Origin of the sequence: Xanthomonas sp. NCPPB 1067 (assembly GCF_020783795.1) — a bacterium.
Classification (GTDB): Bacteria; Pseudomonadota; Gammaproteobacteria; order Xanthomonadales; family Xanthomonadaceae; genus Xanthomonas; species Xanthomonas melonis.
The window spans coordinates 154,365-173,468 of sequence record NZ_JAJGQG010000003.1 but is presented as its reverse complement, the minus strand read 5'-3'; the positions used below and the strand labels follow the sequence as shown (position 1 = coordinate 173,468).

At 66.0% G+C, this 19,104-nt stretch carries 13 protein-coding genes; 3 read left to right on the top strand and 10 right to left on the bottom strand.

Annotated features, from left to right (window positions below; translation table 11 throughout):
• Positions 1-143 precede the first annotated feature (143 nt).
• The 3 genes from LL962_RS03990 (at position 144) to LL962_RS03980 (ending at position 2,981) form a co-directional block, all read left to right on the top strand.
• Entirely contained in the window at positions 144-1,127 is a 984-nt protein-coding gene (locus LL962_RS03990; RefSeq protein ID WP_228315985.1) for a L,D-transpeptidase family protein, read from the top strand.
• Positions 1,128-1,129: 2 nt separating this feature from the next.
• Positions 1,130-1,837, top strand: coding sequence for a M23 family metallopeptidase (locus LL962_RS03985; protein ID WP_228315984.1), 708 nt, complete (start codon positions 1,130-1,132; stop codon positions 1,835-1,837).
• Between the two features lie 232 nt (positions 1,838-2,069).
• On the top strand, positions 2,070-2,981 hold the full coding sequence (locus LL962_RS03980; RefSeq protein WP_228315983.1) for a LysR family transcriptional regulator: 912 nt from the start codon (positions 2,070-2,072) through the stop codon (positions 2,979-2,981).
• 235 nt (positions 2,982-3,216) lie between these two features.
• On the opposite strand, the gene fhuE is transcribed toward LL962_RS03980, so the two are convergent.
• The 10 genes from fhuE to LL962_RS03930 form a co-directional block, all read right to left on the bottom strand.
• Complete coding sequence (gene fhuE, locus LL962_RS03975; protein WP_228315982.1) at positions 3,217-5,403, bottom strand: ferric-rhodotorulic acid/ferric-coprogen receptor FhuE; 2,187 nt, start codon at positions 5,401-5,403, stop codon at positions 3,217-3,219.
• Positions 5,404-5,751: 348 nt separating this feature from the next.
• Positions 5,752-7,752, bottom strand: coding sequence for a transketolase (gene tkt / locus LL962_RS03970; protein ID WP_104586720.1), 2,001 nt, complete (start codon positions 7,750-7,752; stop codon positions 5,752-5,754).
• A gap of 180 nt (positions 7,753-7,932) precedes the next feature.
• The gene (locus LL962_RS03965; protein WP_228315981.1) at positions 7,933-9,261 is read right to left on the bottom strand and encodes a dicarboxylate/amino acid:cation symporter; all 1,329 of its coding nucleotides are present in this window, start codon (positions 9,259-9,261) and stop codon (positions 7,933-7,935) included.
• Between the two features lie 568 nt (positions 9,262-9,829).
• A complete protein-coding gene (locus LL962_RS03960) occupies positions 9,830-11,578 on the bottom strand; it encodes a BatD family protein (protein ID WP_228315980.1) in 1,749 nt (582 codons plus the stop codon).
• The gene (locus LL962_RS03955; RefSeq protein WP_228315979.1) at positions 11,575-13,389 is read right to left on the bottom strand and encodes a tetratricopeptide repeat protein; all 1,815 of its coding nucleotides are present in this window, start codon (positions 13,387-13,389) and stop codon (positions 11,575-11,577) included. Before LL962_RS03955 ends, LL962_RS03960 begins: the two co-directional genes overlap by 4 nt.
• Positions 13,386-14,393, bottom strand: coding sequence for a vWA domain-containing protein (locus LL962_RS03950; protein WP_228315978.1), 1,008 nt, complete (start codon positions 14,391-14,393; stop codon positions 13,386-13,388). Before LL962_RS03950 ends, LL962_RS03955 begins: the two co-directional genes overlap by 4 nt.
• Positions 14,390-14,851 carry a DUF4381 domain-containing protein gene (locus tag LL962_RS03945; protein WP_228315977.1) on the bottom strand — a complete coding sequence of 154 codons (462 nt, stop codon included), beginning with the start codon at positions 14,849-14,851 and terminating at the stop codon, positions 14,390-14,392. Before LL962_RS03945 ends, LL962_RS03950 begins: the two co-directional genes overlap by 4 nt.
• Positions 14,852-14,853: 2 nt before the next feature.
• Positions 14,854-15,813, bottom strand: coding sequence for a DUF58 domain-containing protein (locus LL962_RS03940; RefSeq protein ID WP_228315976.1), 960 nt, complete (start codon positions 15,811-15,813; stop codon positions 14,854-14,856).
• 22 nt (positions 15,814-15,835) lie between these two features.
• Positions 15,836-16,855 carry an AAA family ATPase gene (locus LL962_RS03935; RefSeq protein WP_228315975.1) on the bottom strand — a complete coding sequence of 340 codons (1,020 nt, stop codon included), beginning with the start codon at positions 16,853-16,855 and terminating at the stop codon, positions 15,836-15,838.
• A gap of 270 nt (positions 16,856-17,125) precedes the next feature.
• Positions 17,126-19,087 (bottom strand): type IV pilus secretin PilQ, encoded by a 1,962-nt coding sequence (locus LL962_RS03930; RefSeq protein WP_228315974.1) that lies wholly within the window; start codon positions 19,085-19,087, stop codon positions 17,126-17,128.
• Between the last annotated feature and the right edge of the window lie 17 nt (positions 19,088-19,104).

The following is a 19,104-nucleotide window of genomic DNA, read 5'->3' as shown; positions in this document are numbered from 1 at the left end:
TACTGGCGCTTTGAGCGCGTGCCGGGAAGCCAGTCGACAACGCCGGCCCCTCGCAGAAGCCGACCACGTGGCGATGCCGTCATTTCACGTGGATACGCAGGCAGCTGCGGCAAGGTGCGGGCATGCCTCTTTCGGACCTGCCCATGCCCTTACGCTCCAATGCTCGTGTTTGCTTGATCGCCCTGGCGCTGGGCGCGGCGCTACCTGCGCTGGCACAGGCGCCGCAATCTGCATCCACACCTGCAACACCTGCTGCGACGCCGGCCGAGAAGGACGTTGCGACCGGCCAACGTTCGGATCTGCATGCGCAGGTGCTGCTCGATCGCGCGCATTTTTCGCCAGGTCAGATCGACGGCGAACGCGGCTCCAACCAGAAGCGCGCGATCTCGGGCTTTCAGGCCGCGCATGGCATCAAGGTGACCGGCGAGATGGACGATGCGACCTGGCAGGCGCTGCAGGCAGAGAGCACGCCGGCGTTGGTGCAGTACACGCTGACCGATGCCGATGTCGCCGGCCCGTTCCAGCCGATTCCCAAGGGTCCTGCCGAGCAGGCCAAGCTGTCCGCGCTGGGTTATGCCTCGGTCGACGAGGCGCTTGGTGAACGTTTCCATGCGGATCCGGCGCTGCTGCGCCAACTCAATCCAGGCGTGGACCTGAGCAAGGCCGGCAGCGCGATCCAGGTCCCCAATATCGATGGCGTGGCGCCGCTCGCCAAACCGGCCAGGCTGGTGGTCGACAAGTCCGATTCGACGCTGCGACTGTTCGATGCGGACGGCAAGGTGTATGCACAGTTCCCGGTGTCTTCGGGCAGCAAGCACGATCCCCTGCCGATCGGACGCTGGAAGATCCTGGGCATCTCGCGCGACCCGGTGTTCAAGTACAACCCCAAACTGTTCTGGGATGCCAAGAAGGGCGACAAGAAGGCCACGTTGCCGGCGGGACCCAACAATCCGGTCGGCCGTGTCTGGATCGATCTGTCCAAGCCGCATTACGGCCTGCATGGCACGCCTGAGCCAGGCCATGTCGGCAAGACCGAATCGCACGGTTGCGTGCGCCTGACCAACTGGGATGTGGGCGCACTGGCCGGCGTGGTCGGACCGTCGGTCCCGGTGGTGATGCAGGAGTAAGCATGAAACTGCTGATGATGTTGATCGTGGGGCTGGCGATCGGCGCGGGCGGCTACTGGTGGCTGGAGCGCGACGTTCCTGAAGCGACGGTGACGCCCCCGGCCAATGCAGCACCCACACCCACGACCGTGGCCCGTCCTGGGAGTGAGCCGGTCGCGCACCCGGCAACGACGGCCTCATCGCCTGACCTGGCGAGTACTGCGCCAGCGCCAGCCGCGCAGGATCTTCCAGCACGACCTGCCGCTGCCATTCCCGATGCATCGCCTGTCGCCACCGACCTTCTGATCCCCGTGCAGGGTATCGGCCGCAACCAGCTGCAGGACACCTTCACCGACGCGCGTAGCGAAGGCCGCGTGCACGATGCCATCGACATCCTGGCGCCCGCCGGCACTCCGGTGCTTGCGGTCGCCGATGGCACGGTCGAAAAGCTGTTCGACAGCGAACGCGGTGGCCTGACCGTGTACCAGTTCGAGCCGAGCGGCACGCACTGCTACTACTATGCGCATCTGCAACGCTACGCCGATGGACTGACCGAAAAACAGGCCGTCACGCGCGGGCAGGTCATCGGTTATGTCGGCAGTACCGGCAACGCGAATCCTGCAGCGCCGCACCTGCACTTCGAAATCCATCGACTCGGGCCGGAAAGGCAGTGGTGGAAGGGCGAGGCGGTGAACCCCTATCCCATCCTGCATGGCGATCAACGCTTGTAGTAGCCGGCGGCAGCCATGCCACCTGCGGATCGCGCGCCAGCTACGCCCAAAATGGCGTCATGCATGACCCGACCCGCGGCCGCCTTGCAGCGAACGCGTGCAGCGCTTCGGGGCTCAGGCTGCGACGGAAGCTGACGATACGAATCGGACACGCCTGGCAGACAGGAAGCGCTTGCCGACGCATCGACATCCACTCACGCTGGGCGCACCGTTCAAGATACCGAATCGATCGATGGACACGCTGGAATCCTTGCGCATCTTTCTACGCGTTGCCGAGCTCGGCAGCTTCACCCAGGCGGCCGAAACCCTGGGCCTGCCCAAGGCGAGCGTGTCGACTGCCGTGCAACGTCTGGAAGCATCGCTGGGAACACGGCTCCTGCATCGCACCACGCGACGCGTGCAACTGACCGGCGATGGCACGGCCTACTATCAACGCAGTCGCGATCTGCTCGACGACATGGACGAGCTGCAAGGCATGTTTCAGCGCGAGCGGGGCCAGTTGCGCGGCCGCCTGCGCGTGGACATGTCGACGGGCATCGCACGCAACTTCGTGATTCCGGCGTTGCCGGCCTTCCTCGCGCAGCATCGACAGCTGGAAGTGGAAATCAGCGGTACCGACCGCCGCGTGGATGTGGTGCGCGAAGGCTTCGATTGCGTGTTGCGCGTCGGGGCACTGGAAGACACCAGTCTGGTTGCGCGCCCATTGGGCGCTTTCCGGATCATCAGTTGTGCGAGTGCCGAGTATCTGGCTCGCCGAGGCACCCCTGGGTGCGTGGAGGATTTGTCCCGACACGATCTGGTGCATTACGCGCCCACATTGGGGCAGCGCGCGCCGGGCTTCGAGTATCACGATGGACAGGCGTACCAACTCTTGCCGATGCGCGGGCCGGTCACCGTCAACAACGGCGATGGATATCTCGCTGCCGCTCTGGCCGGACTCGGCATCATCCAGGCGCCGGTCAGCACCTTGCGCCCGCATCTGCAGAGCGGCGCCCTGGTCGAAGTACTGCCAGATCTGCTGCCCGAACCGATGCCCGCCACCCTGCTCTACGCACATCGCCGACATCTGCCGCAACGCGTGCGGGCCTTCATGGAGTGGGTGAGCGACGTGATGGCACCGCATCTGCTGCCTCCGGTGCGCTGAGCTGCCGGGGGACTGCAGCGATGCGTGTCGCCTCTGCGATCGACCAACGCATCGATGCCCTGCAACCGTCGAGAGCGCAGCGCTGCAATGACGCATGCGGCAATGCGCGATGGTCGACGCATCGGTGCTTGCTCCACAAGTCGTACGCTGCAAACAGGGACAGGCATCTTTCGCAAGATGCCTGTGCCAGGTGTCAGCGAGACCGCTCCCTAGGGAAGCTTGAGCGTGCGCCTACTCAGAACGAATAGTTGAAGGTCAGCATGCCGTTACGCGATGCGCCCCACGCGCCGTAGCCGCCGTTGAACTGCGCGTAGTAGCGCTTGTCGAGCAGGTTATCGACATTGAGCTGCACCGAGAACTGCGGCGCCAGACGGTAGCGTGCGAATGCGCTGACCAGCGCATAGCCACTCTGCTCGAAGATGCCGTACACCGGGTCCACGTAGTACGAGCGGTTCTGCCAGTTGACGCCACCGCCCACGGTCAGATCGCTCCATGCGCCCTGCGGGGTGTAGCTGCTGAACAGCTTGATGGTGGTGCGCGGCAGATGCTTGTTGATCGACGTACCGCTATCGTCGCGCGCGGTGTAGTGCGACGCACCGAAGGTGGCATTCCAGCCCTGGGTCAACCGCCCGGACACCTCGAAATCGAAGCCTTCGCTGACCACGCCATTGGCGGCCTCGAACGCCGATTCGCTGCTGCCCGGAACAAAGCCGCCGGTTGCCACGCCGAGATTGTCCTGCTCGATGCGGAACAGTGCCAGCGAGGCATTGAGCTGGTCGTCGAACCACGCCGCCTTGACGCCGGCTTCGTACGCCTTGCCTGTCAAAGGATCAAGGAAACCGCCGCTTTTGTTACGCCGAGTCTGCGGATTGAATATCTCGGTGTAGCTAACATAAGCAGACCATACTTCATTGAGGTCGTACACCAGACCGGCATACGGTGTAACCTCTTTCTGGCGGTCCGAGAACGGCAACAACTGATTTAGAGCAAAGTCGAAGTTTCTTCCATCGATCTGCCAGCGGGTGTAACGCGCACCGACAAGCAACTTCAACGGATCGGCCAACGAGAAGCGTGCCGCCACATAGCCGGCCTTCTGCTCGATGGTGCCTTCGCTCTGCACCAATAATGGGTTCCAGCTGGGTTCCGGATAGGCGCCGTTCCAGCCGAAGTAGCTGTTCAGTGGTGCCGGAAAATCAAAGGTACCGTTATTAACGTATTCACGGCGGTTGTAGCTAGCACCGACTACCAAGTGATGCTCTCGCCCGAAAAGCTGGAACGGCCCCTCGGCATACATCTCGGCACCATCAGCCTTGCGCTCTGTCATGTAATTGCCGGAATAAGGCACTAACCCGCCGCCATTGGCAGGATCAAAACCATCGGAAGTGTATGCTGGGTAGAACAGGTGGTTGGCCGCTTCGGTCTTTTCGTGGCTCACATTGGCCTTGAGCATCCAGCCGCTGTCGAAGCTCTGCTGCAGACTGGCGAAGGTGCGCTGCAGGCGCGTGTCCCAGAACGTCCAGTCGGCCGCCGGATTGAACGAACGGTCGTAGTTGGTGCGCGTGCCATCGCTGTAGAATAGCGGGAAGCCGCCCCAGGTGACATCGTCCGACTCCTTCTTCTGGTACTCGTAACCCACGCTCAGCAGGGTGCTGTCGGTGAGGTCGGCATCGATGATGGCCGAGCCGATCTTCTTGCGCAGGTTGTAGCGATCCATGTCCGATTCGCCGTCCTGATAGACGCCGACCACGCGCGCACGCACGGTGCCTTCAGGGCTCAGCGGCACGGTGACATCGGCCACGCTGCGGGTCTTGTTGAAATCGCCGCCACCCACCGACACGGTGCCGGTGAAGTCGCGGCTGACCGCATGCTTACGCACCAGGTTGATCGAGGCCGAGGGATTACCCGAGCCGGTCAGCAGCCCGGTGGCGCCGCGCACCACTTCCACGCGGTCGTACAGCGCCACGTCCAGTGCAGAATCGCCGTAGCTCCAGGCCTGTTCCATGTAGGCCGGAATGCCATCGAACTGGTAGTTGTCGATGTAGAAACCGCGCGCATAGAACTCCAGCCGTTCGCTGTCGCTTTGCGCAACCGAGATACCGGAGACATTGTTGAGCACGTCGGTGATGCTCTGCAGGTTCTGGTCGTCCATGCGCTCACGGGTGACCACGGTGACCGACTGCGGAATCTCGCGCAGCGCCAGGTTCATGCGGGTGCCGGCGGTGGTCTTCTCCACCGTATAGCCCTTGACCTGCTCGCCCTGCACGTTGAGGCGGTCCAGGGTGGTGACCTCCACGTCGCCAGCCGGCGTTTCGGCCAGCGCCGGGCCGGCGGACAGGGTGCACAGCGCGGCGAACACCGCATGCGACAGCGCGCGCGAGCGCAGCGCAATGGGAAGGAGACGCATTACGGCAGGACGATTCATCACAACTCCGGTACAGGCATTCGAGGACGACCCGTCGCGGCGGTATGCGAGGGTCCATAGGGGGAGGACATGCCGCGAGCCGCGGCAATACGCCATTTTAATGGGAATGATTCACATTTTAAACAGCCCCATGGCAGCGCCGGCTTTCAGGAATGCCTTATCAGCGAGCGCGACAATCCCCATCGAAGGCTGAGCTTGCTTTGTTCGTGCAGCGCGTGGGAGCGCAGCGCGCCGGTCGATCACTCGGGCGCATGGACATGCCGGGATACCCGCAGCGCCGCTGACTTGCCGCCCGCGCGCAAAAAAAACGCCGGCATTGCCGGCGCTCTTTTCAACACAGGACCGGCCTTACAACGCCTTGGCTGCTTCCACCACGTGTTCGGCGGTGATCTTGAAGTACGCGTAGAGCTGATCGGCCGGCGCCGACGCGCCGAAGCTGTCCATGCCGACCACCGCACCATCCAGACCCACGTACTTGCGCCAGAAGCCGGTCACGCCCGCCTCCACCGCCACGCGCTTGCGGACGGCATTCGGCAGTACCTGTTCGCGATACGCCGCGTCCTGGCGATCGAACACATCGGTGGACGGCATCGACACCACACGCGTCTTGATGCCAGCCGCATCCAGCGTCTTCTTCGCTTCCATCGCCAGGCCGACTTCCGAACCGGTACCGATCAGGATGACGTCCGGCGTACCGCCTTCGGCCTCGGCCAGCACGTAGCCACCGCGCTCGATCAGCTTGAGCTGCTCGGCACTGCGCGGCTGGTGCTGCAGGTTCTGGCGGCTGAAGACCAGGCAGCTGGGACCGTCCTTGCGGGTGATGGCGGCCTTCCAGCTCACCGCCGACTCCACCGCATCGCCCGGGCGCCAGACATCGTTGTTGGGGATGTAGCGCAGCGACGCCAGGTGTTCCACCGGCTGATGGGTCGGGCCGTCTTCGCCCAGGCCGATCGAGTCATGGGTGTACACGTGGATGGCATGCGCCGGATTCAACGCGCTCATGCGCACGCCATTGCGCGCGTAATCGCTGAACACCAGGAAGGTGGCGTCGAACGGAATGAAGCCGCCATGCAGCGCCAGGCCATTGGCAATCGCCGTCATGCCGAACTCGCGCACGCCGTAATACACGTAGTTGGCGTCCGGATCGTCGGTGGCCACCGACTTGCTGGCCTTCCACAGGGTCAGGTTGGAATGGGCCAGATCGGCCGAGCCGCCGATCAGCTCGGGCAGCAACGGCGCGAAGGCTTCGATGGTCAGCTGCGACGCCTTGCGCGAGGCGATGGTCTGGCCCTCTTCCTGCGCCTTGGCGATGTAGGCATCGGCCTTGGCGATGAAGTCGGCCGGCAGCTCGCCGTGCGAGCGGCGGGTCAGCTCATCGGCTTCGTTGGCATACTGCTTGGCGTACTTGTCGAACAGCTGTTCCCATTCGGCCTGACGCAAGGTACCAGTGCCGCCGGCGCGCCAGCCGGCGTAGATCTCTTCGGGAATCTCGAACGGGCCGTACGGCCAGTCCAGCGCCTTGCGCGCGCCTTCCAGCTCGTCCTTGCCCAGCGGTGCGCCATGCGAGGATTCCTTGCCGGCCTTGGTCGGCGCACCGAAGCCGATCTTGGTGCGGCAGCAGATCAGGGTGGGCTTGTCGCCGTTGTCCAGCGCCGCCTCGATCGCCGCCTTGATCTTGTCGGCGTCATGCCCGTCCACGTCGCGGATCACGTGCCAGCCATAGGCTTCAAAGCGCGCCGGGGTGTCGTCGCTGAACCAGCCGGCCGTGTTGCCGTCGATGGAGATCTGGTTGTTGTCCCAGAACGCGACCAGCTTGCCCAGGCCCCAGGTGCCGGCCAGCGAGGCGGCTTCGTGCGAGATGCCCTCCATCAGGCAGCCATCGCCCATGAACACCCAGGTGCGGTGATCGACGATTTCCAGCTCCGGCCGGTTGTAGCGCTGTGCCAGCAGTTTCTCGGCCAGCGCGAAACCGACGGCGTTGGCGAAGCCCTGGCCGAGTGGGCCGGTGGTGGTTTCCACGCCCGGGGTTTCGCTGCGCTCCGGGTGACCGGCGGTCTTGCTGTGCAACTGACGGAACTGCTTGAGCTGCTCGATCGGCAGGTCGTAGCCGGACAGGTGCAGCAGCGCGTACTGCAGCATCGAGCCATGGCCGTTGGACAGCACGAAACGGTCGCGATTGAACCAGTGCGGGTTGTTCGGGTTGTGCCGGTAGAAGTCGTTCCACAGCACTTCGGCGATATCGGCCATGCCCATCGGCATGCCGGGATGACCGGACTTGGCGGCTTCGACCGCATCTGCGGCAAGAAAACGGATGGCGTTGGCCAGCTGGCGGCGGGTGGGCTGGGTCATGGGCGTCTATGGAAGCGGAGGGGAACACCGCTGGAAGCGGAGATCCCTATTCTCCCACAGAGCATGTGACTGAGGCCGGGACCCGGGACCCGGGACCAAAGATCGCATGCATTGCCCGGAGGTCAGCCGACTTGCGGACTCGTGCGGTCGAACCCGGCAGAAAAATGTCCCGTTCGCGTACTACTGCGCAGCCTGCGCTTCTTCGGGTCCCGGGTCCCGGGTCCCGGATCCCGGCTCCCCTTTCGCCACCAAGGTCGTCAGCGCCAGATCTCCGGTCACATTCAACGCCGTCCGGCACATGTCCAGGAAGTGATTGACCCCGAGGATCATGCCGATGCCCACCGGATTGACCCCGACCATGGCGCAGATCAGCGCCACCACCGGCAGCGAGCCGGACGGCACGCCGGCGGTACCGATGCCCCCCAGGATGCAGACCAGCATCACCATGAACTGCTGGCCGATGCTCAGGTCCACATTGAAGAACTGCGCCAGGAAGATCACCGTCACCCCTTCGAACAGCGCCGTGCCGTTCTGGTTGGCGGTCGCCCCGACGGTCAGCACGAAGCGCGACACCCGCGGCGGCAACCCCATCTCGTCGGCGACACGCAAGGCGGTGGGCAGGGTCGCGTTACTGGACGCGGTGGAGAACGCCATCATCGTGGCCTGCTGGGTCTGCCTGAAGAACCCGAGCGGCGAACGCCCGGCGAACTTCACCGCCAATCCGTAGCTGACCACCATGTGCAGCCCCAGGGCCAGCACCACCACGCCCACGTAGGCGCCCAGGCGGATCAACAGATCGAAGCCGAACAACGCGGCCAGGTTGAACATGAAGCAGGCCACCGCATACGGCGCCAGCCGGATCACCAGGCCGATCAGGGTCATCGAAATTTCGAAGATGCCCTCGATCCCACGCCGCAGCGTGGCGACCTTTTCATCGGCAGTCAGCACCATGCCCACGCCGAACATCACCGCGAAGAACATCAACGACAGGATGGCGCCATTGCTGGACGCAGCGGCGATCACGTTGTTGGGCACGATCGACAGCAGCATGTCCATGCCCTGCGGCTGGCTGCCCGAGCTGGAAATGATCTCGCGGGTGCGCTCGGCGTTTTCCTGGATCAGCTGGTTGGCCAGCTGCGGGTCCACCCCCGCGCCGGGCTTGAGCACATTGACCAGCACCAACCCGAGCAGCACCGCAACACCGGACAGCACCACGGTAAAGCCCAGAGTGCGCCAGCCCACCCGGCCCAGCGCACGGATGTCGCCCATTTCCGAAATGCCCATGACCAATGCCGAGAACAGCAGCGGCACGATCAGCATGAAGATCAGGTTGAGGAAGACCTGCGAGAAGGGCGTGGTGACGTACTTGGTGGCCAGGCGCACCCAGTCGGCATCGCTGCCGGCCAGATAATAGACGGCCAGACCCAGCGCCAGACCCACGGCAAAGCCAATGCCCATCTTCCAATGCAGGGGCAGGCCGGGGCGGCGTGCGGCTGGGGATGCAGTCATCGGGTCGGCCTTGGTCTGGACACAAAGGGCGGAGCTTAACAAACGCCATCGATGCGGCCACCTCCCGGCCTGCCGCCGGGCGCCCGCCCAGGGTAGGCGCCCTTCCCACGTCAGCTGAGAAGCCTGATGAGTCGAGTGCGTGGTGCCCTCACCGCTTGCGGGACACGCCGTGAATCCATCCCTGGAGGCGCCTTGGCGGCATCCATGCTGCCAAGGGTCCCGCAAGCGGCAAGGACACCGCGCCAGAGAGTTGGCCGGTTGCCTTATTGAAGGCATGTCGCTCAACTTGCGCCAGGCAGATGAGAAGTTTGCAGGTTCCGTATTGAAAGCCTGTCTGCTATTCCGCTTGCGATGGGAAGGCGATAAGAAGCTGGTGGGACCCAGTGTGCGCCCAGCGCACCTCATGCTCTGCTTGCGACCATGCGCACTGACCATCTCAACAGGTCCTTGCCCGCCCACAGTCGCGGGACCTTACGCGGCATGGATGCCGCGTAAGAGCCTACAGGGACGTACTTGCGGCGTGTCCTGCGATGGTGGGCGGGCAAGGGCCTTGCAGCGATGCCACAGATCAAGGCGCCGGCGGATACAGCGGCGCCAATACTTCCGGCTCCGCAGCCGTGGCATGCCGCCAGCGCGGCCCCTTGGCAAAGGCCTCGCGCAAGGCCGAACGTGCACTGGTCACGTCGCCGTCGCCGCCCCAGCGGGCACGCTGCATCCGTGCTACCGCTGCCCGCTGTGCCGGGTCGCTCAACGCTGCCAGCACGCTGTCGATATCGGCAACGCCGGCCATGCCGCACAGCACCGCGGCCACGTCGTCCATGCCGCCGGTATCGAGCGCGCGTCGCAGCTCGGCGACACCATGCGTCACACGCCGGCCGGGCGCAGCTGCATCGCTGGCGCTGATCACCGACGTGCCATGCGAACCGCCGCCACGCCGTAACAAGGCCCACACCAGGGTAGCAATCCACAACAGCGCAAAGCCGGTCGCCGCAGCGATCCAGCCCCACGGCCGTTGTGTGGCCGCGGGTTGCTGCAGGCTCAGCGTGCCGGCCGCTGCAGTTGTCGCAGCGCTCTCCGGCGATGGATTGACTGCAGGCGTTGGCGCAGGCGCAGGCGCCGCAAACGCGCCGCTGCCTGCCGCCACGTCCAGCGTCAGGTCCGGCAGCGTGGCGGTCTTCGCCGCCGCCGCACCGACGTCCCACCACGCCACCTGCAGGCCCGGCACGACCAGCGGGCCTGCGCGATTTGGCACCACCGAGTAGCGACGGGTCAGCCGCAGTTGCGGCGAGCCGTCCACGAAGCGCTCTTCGTACTGCGGCGGCTCGGCGAAGACCTGCGCGTCGGGCACGCTCGGCGTGGGCAGCTCGGGAAACTGCGCCTGGGTGACGCCGCGCGCACTGGCTTCCACCACGAACTGCGCCGCCTCGCCGGCGGTGGCGCGTTGCGGCGTGGCCGTGTAGCGCAACTGCAGATTGCGCAGCGGCAGCCACGGTTGCGGCGCATTGGCCGGTTGCGCACGCACCTGCAGCGCGATGCCGGCGCTGCGCGCGCTCAGCTCGCCGTTGCCGCGGCCGAAATAATCGTCGAAGAAGCCACCCACCGACCGCCCGTTGAACCGCGCGGGAGGAAGCTGCAGGCGACCGCTGCGCTCGGGCACCAGCAGATAGCGCCGCTCCACCACGTTGTACTGGCGTCCGTTGACCAGTTTCACCGAGGTGACGTCGTCGCCGATGCGCTGCAGCGATGCACCGTCCGGGGCCGGCAGGTCCAGTTCGCCGGAGGCCAGCTGATTGGCGAAATACAGCCGCACCACCACACCCACGCTCTGCTGTACGTAGGGCTGCGGATCGTCCACCCGGCTTTCGACGAATGCCTCTTCGGTGCCTTGCGCCGCACTTGCTGCGCCTGCCGCCGCGCTCCCGCTGTCGGCGGCAGCGTTGGCCCCGGCCACCACCTGCAGTCGCAGCGGTTCGGTCCGTTCGCCGCCGACCCGGATCGCCGGCACGATCAGCTCGCCGCTGCTGCGTGGAGTCAACACCACGCCGAACAACGCACGCATCGTCACCGCGCCGTTGCTGACCTGCATCTGCTGGTTGGCGCTCTTGGCACCCAATGCAAACTGGTTGCGCAGTGGCGTGTAATCCGGATCCACCCCACGTTGGTCGGTTTCGATGTTCAACGTGACCACCTCTCCGGCATCGACGCTGTCGCGATCCAGCCAGGCACGCGTGACCGCACCCAACGGTGCGCAGACCAGCAGCATCGCACTGGTCAGCATGCCGATCGCCACGCGGCGCAAATGGTGTGTGCCGATCATCGTCCGTCCCGTTGCCTGCGTTCGTATTCCAGCCTGAACTTGGTGCGCAGCAGACTACCTGGATCGTCCGGCACCCGCCGCAACCACGCATCCACGGCCTGGCGCTGCTCGCGTTGTTCCGGCGTCTCGTCCGCAACGGCCGCCTCCGCTTTACCCTGCGTGCCGGGAGCCTTGTCGCCAGCCTGCGCCATGGCCTGCTGCATCTTGCGACGCTGCGCCTCATCGGCCTGCTGCTGCGCCTTGGCGTCGGCCGACTGCGGTGGCGCGTCCTGCTTGTTCGGCTCGCCCTTGCCGTCCCTGGACTGCGGGTCCTGCGTCTTTCCATCCTGCGACTCGGGCGTGGCAGACGGTGGATCCTTGCCATCCTGCTTGCCTTGCGCGTCCTGCGGCTGCTGTCCATTCCGGCCCGCGCCCTGATCGTTCTGCTGGTTCTGCCCAGCCTTGTTCTGCCCTGACTGATCCTGATCCCTGGACGTGCCCTGCCCGCCCTTGTTGCCCTGCTGCTGCCGCTTGCGTGCGGCATCGACCGCAGCGCGGTTGGCGATGGCATCGGGCTGGTTCGGACGTTGCTTGAGCGCACGATCGTAGGCCGCGATCGCCTCGTCGTAGCGGCCCTGCCGCGCCAGTGCATTACCCAGGTTGTACAGGCCTTCGTCGGTCGGCACGTGTTCGAAGGCTTTTTGCGCAGCGGCGAAATCACCGCGCCGGTATGCCTGCACGCCGGCATCCATGCGCTGCTGCTGCACCTGATCGGCGCGTTGCCACAGCGTGCCGTCGGCGGCTTGCGCGGGCTGGGCCAGCGGCAGCACGCAGGCAAGTACCAGCGACGCCACCACCGCGCGCCGCCGGAACGCCAGCAGCGCCAAGGCCATCACCGGCAACAGCAGCCAATAGCCCTCGTCCAGCCAGGTCTTGCCGCCGTTGGCTTCGGACGTTTCGTCGGCACGCGCTTGCTGCGCCGGGTTCAGGACTCCCAGCGCCTGCAGATCGGCATCGCCTGCAGTCAGGCGCGCGTAACGCCCGCCACCCTGTCCCGCCAGATCGCGCAGGCTGTCCTCGTCCAGTCGTGCCTGCGCGATCTCGCCGCCGGCGGTGCGGTAGGCCGCTCCCCGTGCACTGCCCACGCCGAGCGCGGACACCGCGAAGCCGCGCGCGCGCGCCACCCGCGCGGCGCTATCGGCCGAGCCGTCCGCGCCATCGCCGACCAGCAGGATATCGCCCTGCTTGAAACCGGCCTGCAGCAACAACTGACGGGCCGCAGCGATGCCCCGGTCCGCGCGTTTGCCGTCCACCGGCATCACCGACGGCGATAGCGCATCCAGAAACAGCGCGACATTCGCCGCATCTTCGGTCAACGGAGCCACCGTGAAACTTTCGCCGGCGTAGACCAGCAGTGCGACCTCGCCACCGGCGCGCTGACGCAGCAGCGTGGCCAGTTTCGCGCGCACCTGCAGCAGCCGCGACGGTGGTAGATCGGTCGCATTGATGCTGGAAGACAGATCGAGCACCACCACCAACGGCATGCTGGACTGGAACACCGGGCGCTCTGTCTGCCGCCAGCTCGGCCCGCTCATCGCCACCACCGCCAGCGCATAGGTCAACGCGGCCAGCACGAAGCCCAGCCATCCACGCCTCCCCCCGGTGACCAGCAGGGCCGGCAACAGATGCGCATCCACGCTGTGACGCCATGCATCGGCGCTGCGTCGACGCAGCAGCCACAGCGCCGCCGCCGGCACGATCGCCAGCAGTGCCCATAGCCAATCCGGACGCAGCAGATGCAAGGGCCCGAGCAGTTCGGTCAGCGCGTTCATCGCCATCTCCGCGGCAATGCGAAGGCCAGCAGCGCTACCGCCAGCGCAGCGCCGAGCGGCCAGTGATAGCGCTCCACGCGCGGCTGCACCGAGGGACCGAGCGCCTTCACCGGTTCCAGGCGATCCAGCTCGGCGTAAATGCCGGCGAGCTGCTCGGTGTCCCGCGCGCGGAAGAAGCGCCCACCGGTCTGCTCGGCGATCCTGCGCAGCCCCTCTTCGTCGATATCGTCGCCTCCGCCAGCGGGGATCGGCACACCGAACAGCGAATAGCCACCATTGCCTCCGAACGCGATCGTGTGCACGCGTACCCCTTCGGCCTTGGCCAGTTCGGCGGCCTTGGCAGGATCGAGCACGCCGGCGGTGTTGACGCCGTCGGTCAGCAGCACCACCACGCGCTGCCCTTGCTTCTGCTCGCGCAGCCGTTTGACCGACAGGGCGATCGCATCGCCGATCGCGGTTTCACGACCGGCCAGTCCGACCACGCTGTCGGCCAACTGATCGCGCACGGAGATCAGGTCCGCGGTCAGTGGGGTCAACGCATATGCGCGCTGGCCGAATACCAGCAGGCCGACGCGATCGCCCTCACGCCGATCCAGGAAATCCGACAGCACCGCCTTGGCGGCAGTCAGTCGATCCACCACGTTGCCGCCCAGCACCATGTCCGGTTCGCTCATGCTGCCGGACAGGTCCACTGCCAGCATCATCTGCCGCGCCTGGCGCGGCGGCTGGATCACTTCGCCCAGCTGCTGCGGGCGCGCCAGCGCCGCGCACAGCAGAAACCAGCCCAGCCAGGCCAGCCAGCGCGGCATGCGCAGGGCAGGCACGCGCGGCGCCTGGGCGATGGCGTGCAATTGATCGGCATACGGCACCCGCAGCGCAGCCGCATCGGCGCGGCGGCGCGGCCAGAACCACATCAGCAGCGGCAGCGGCATCAGCCACCACGCCCACGGCCAGGCACAATGCGCGAAGGCGTCCTGCCACTGCGCCCACTGCAGCCAGTTCACCGTTGCCCCCGCATCAAGGCCAGAAACCGCCGCCGCGCCAGCGCCTGCACCGCGTCGAGATCGGCCACCGCCGGCGCGCGCTGAAAACCGCCCTCGAGCAGCGCGCGTCCCGGGCCGTCCGAGAACGGCCGCCGCTTGTCCTTGCGGCCGTCCAGAAACTGCAACCACGCCTCGCCCTGCAGGCGGTCGGCGTTCGCATCCACCGTGCGCGCCGCACGCCGCAACAGCCCCGACAACCTCGCCAGGCGTTGGGCTGGCGTCAGTGCCTGCTGCAGCTCGGCATCGAACGCCGCCATCCAGCGTCGCTGCCGCCGATGCCGGCGCCACCACCAGAAGCAGACGCCTGCCACTCCCAGCACCAGGGCCGTCATCACCAGCCACCAGCCGGGCGCCAGCGGCCACCACGGTGGCGATGCTGGCAGGTGCACATCGCGTAGCGGAAGCGATTGCGGTGCCATGGTCATCCGCTCCGTACGCCGGCACCGCCCAACCAGGCGTCGCTGGCCTCGTCGGTGGAGAGCCGGCGCAGCCGCACGCCGCGCGATTGCAGCGTCGCAGCCAGTTGTTCCAGCGGCGTCACGAACTCGGCCTGCCAACGCGCACGCGCCGCCTGGGTGCCAAGATCGACCGCAATGCGCTCGCCGCGCACGTCGAAGGTCAACGCATGCGCCGGCGGTGCCAGTTCCAGCGGGTCGACCAGCACGATCACCACCACCTCGTGATGCAGGGCCAGGCCCGACCATCGCGTGGCCGGGATCGCGTGGGCACTGCGCGGGTCGGCCAACACGGTCAGCCGCGCACCGGGACGCAACAGCCGTGCCGCATGGTCGAGCGCGACCGCCAGCCCGGCGTCGCCGCCGGGCGGTTGCGCATACCAGCGCGTCAACGCGTCCAGGACCGGCAATACGCCACGCTGGCCGGAGCGAGGCGCGATCGGCGCCTCGCTGGCGGTGCCGCGCAGGGCGGCGATCCGGTCGCCCTGCCGCTGCGCCAGCCACGCCGCCACCGCGCCGGCCCGCGCCGCCTGCACCGACTTGTAGCGCACCCGCGTTCCGAAGAAGAGCGCCGGCGCAGTGTCGGCCACGATCAGGCTCAAGCGTTCGCGCTCGGCCTGGAACAGCTTGGTGTGCGCCCGCCCGGTGCGCGCGGTCACGCGCCAATCGATGTGCCGCGCATCGTCGCCAGGGACGTACTCGCGCGATTCGGCGTACTCCATCCCACGGCCACGCGTGGCTGCCGGGACCGGACCCACCAGACCGTGACGACCGCGCCCCGGCTGCCCCCGATGCAGCGCGGTGCCGCGCAACGCGATCAGCTCGGCAAGGTGTGGACGCAGACCATCGCCGACAACCGATGGCGCAGCACCTGCGATGAACGTGGACGGCGTGGCGGACATTGGACTCTGATCGGAGGAAGGCATACCTGCGCGGCGCACTGCCCGATCAGGGCAGCGGAATCTTGTCCAGCAGGGCTGCCACCAGACGCTCGCCGTCCCAGCCTTCGGCAGTGGCCTCATAGCTTGGCAAGACGCGATGACGTAACACGTCCGGCGCGATCGCGCGGATATCGTCCGGCGTGACGTAGTCGCGCCCCGCCAGCCAGGCGCGCGCACGCGCGCAGCGCTCCAGCGCGATCGAGCCGCGCGGGCTCGCGCCCCAGGCGATCCGCCGCGCCAGCGCGGGGTCGTAGCGCTGCGCATCGCGCGAAGCGAGCACGATCTCGATCAGGTAACGCTCCAGCTGCGGCGCCAGATGGACATCCAGCACCACACGTCGCGCGGCGAAGACGTCTTCCAGCGGAATCCGCTCGGGAACGGTCTCGTGTTTCTCCAGCGTATCGCGCGCCGCCTCGCGGGCCAGGCGCAGGATCTCCGCTTCCGCATCGGCCTGGGGATAACCGATGCGCACATGCATCAGGAAACGGTCCAGCTGCGCTTCGGGCAAGGGGAACGTGCCTTCCTGTTCGATCGGATTCTGCGTTGCCATCACCAGGAACAGCTGCGGCAGCGCATAGGTGTGCCGGCCGACCGTCACCTGCCGTTCTCCCATCGCTTCGAGCAAGGCCGACTGCACCTTTGCCGGCGCGCGGTTGATTTCGTCGGCCAGCAGGATCGGATGGAAGATCGGCCCCGGCATGAATTCGAACCGGCTGTCCTGCGGGCGCCAGATCTCTGTACCGGTCAGATCGGCCGGCAGTAGGTCGGGGGTGAACTGCACCCGCGCGAAATCCGCTTCCAACCGCGCGGCCAGCGCACGGATCGCGGTGGTCTTGGCCAGCCCGGGCGCCCCCTCGACCAGCAGGTGCCCATCGGCCAGCAAGGCGACCAGCAGCCGCTCGACCAGTGCCGACTGACCAACGATGCGTTGCGTCAACGACTCGCGCAGGCTGGTGAACTGACGGTGCAACCGGTCCTCGGCGGGCGCGGCAGCGGCTTCAGGGGGAAGGAGCGGCGGTGCGTTCATAGGCCCAGTGTGACCGATCCGGAAGCGATTGGTTCACCTGGCGATGGTTGGAGGTTCAGCGAGTGACGGAGGTCATGCTCTTAAACATCACAACGCTCAGCTTTGCCGCAGTCGATCCTTTGGAAGAAAGCGCACGGCCCGGACGATTGGGCTCCGATGCGCAAGAGGCTTCGACCTGCAACGGACATCGTTCAGCACGCGCCGGCGGCGTCCCTGAGCGCCACAGACAGGAAAGGCCGCTTGCGCGGCCTTTCCTGTCACTCAACGCCTTCAGCGCGCTGCGCTTGCAACCCGCAAGACCTTGGGAGTTACGAAAACCAGCAGCTCGGCCTTTTCCTTGCTGCGGCCACGCTTCTTGAACAGATTTCCCAGGAAGGGGATGTCGCCCAGGAAAGGCACCTTGGAGACGCTCTCGCGGTCGGTGAACTCGTACACACCACCGATTACGACGGTTTCGCCATCGCCCACCAAGACCGCGGTATTGACTTCTCGGCGATTAATTTCAGGCACGGTGCCGTACTGCGGCAAATCGATGAAACGTGCAACCTCGTCCTTCTTGACATTCATATTCAAGAAAACGCGATTATCGTTGGTGATTGTCGGCGTTACCTTCAGCTCGAGCAGAACTTCCTTGAACTGGACATTCGCCTGAGATCCTCCGCCTGCCACGCCTGCTCCGCTGATGGTGACGTAGCCGATCTCACGGCCCTGTTTAATCACGCCTTCACGTTGATTGGCGGTCACGATACGCGGATTGGACACAACCTCGCCCCGGCCTTCTTCCTGCATCGCAGACAGTTCGATATCCAAGTTGAAGTTCGAACCCAGCAGCGTGTACGCCAGACCAGCAGCCCGGTTGGTTGTGAACCCACCGGCTCCCAGATCGATGTTCAACCCTGAGGGGAATAGGAAAGCAGGAATGGTGTTGCTGGTTCCCGGCGTGGTCGGGGTTGCGCTGTTGGCGAGTTCGTTGGCGCGCTGCGCAGACGTGTTCCTGTAGTTCACGTTGCTTTCGAGCGAACCACTCAAAATGCCGCGGCCCGTGGCGCCGGAGATACCGAAGCGCGCACCCAGATCACGCGCGAACGTATCGGTGGCGATGACGATACGGCTCTCGATCAACACCTGATCCACCGGGCGGTCGATATGCGAGATCAGTTCGCGCATCTGCGCGACCTTCTTCGGGATATCGCTGATCATCAGCGTATTGGTGCGCTCGTCGGCCACCAGGCGACCGCGCGGCGACAGGAAACCGTTGTCCTGCTGTCCTGCGCCACCTTGACCACCGCCCTGACCACCACCGCCGCCACCGATTCCCTTGGCTTCGGTCAACGCTTTGAAGATCACTGCAGCATTGTGGTAATTGATCTGCACGTAATCGGTGATCAGATCCTCGCGATTCTCGATCGCGATGCGGGCGTCTTCCTTGTCCTGTTCGAACTTGGCCAGCTCCGGCTGCGGGGCGACCCACACCACGCCGCCGTCGCGGCGCTTGTCCAGGCCCTTGGCGCGCAGCACGATGTCCAGCGCCTGGTCCCACGGCACGTTCATCAGGCGCAGGGTCACGTTGCCCTGCACGGTGTCGGAAGCCACGATGTTGAGGTTGGATTCCTCGGCGATCAGCTGCAGTACGGTCCGCACCGGCACGTCCTGGAAGTTGAACGTCACCGGACGGCCGCTGTAACCGCGCGCGGCGATCTGCGCCGCGGCCTGGGTGACCGACGCGGCAGTGACGCCGCCCACGGCCGGCTGGCCCTTGCGCGGAGTGATTTCCACCACGTATTCGTTGCCGGTCTGATACGCCAGCGAATCGAACGCGCCCTTGGTCGACAGCACCAGCTGCGAGCCGGAGCCGGACGGCTTGACCTCCACGCGCTGCACCGGCGTGGCGAAGTCGGTGACATTGAGCGGGCGCTGCAGTTCCGCGGGCAACCTGGCGTTGCTGATGTCCACCAGCACGTTGTCGCCCTGGGTGCGCAGGTCGGGGCTGGCGCCCTGGCCGTCGAACTGCAGGATCAACCGGCCGGCGCCATCGTCGCCGCGTTTGAAGTCGATCTTGGACACCGCCAGACTCGCTGGAGCGGTCCTGGCCGGATCCTGTGCAGGCGAAGTCAGCGCTGCGGCCGCGAACGCGCTGCCACTGGCCAGCGCCAGCGCGAACCCCAACGCGCAGGCCTGGAGCATCGCGTGGCGCCGAACCGGACGCAGCCGCTGGGCATTGGAAAACGTCATCGTGCTATCCCCTATCA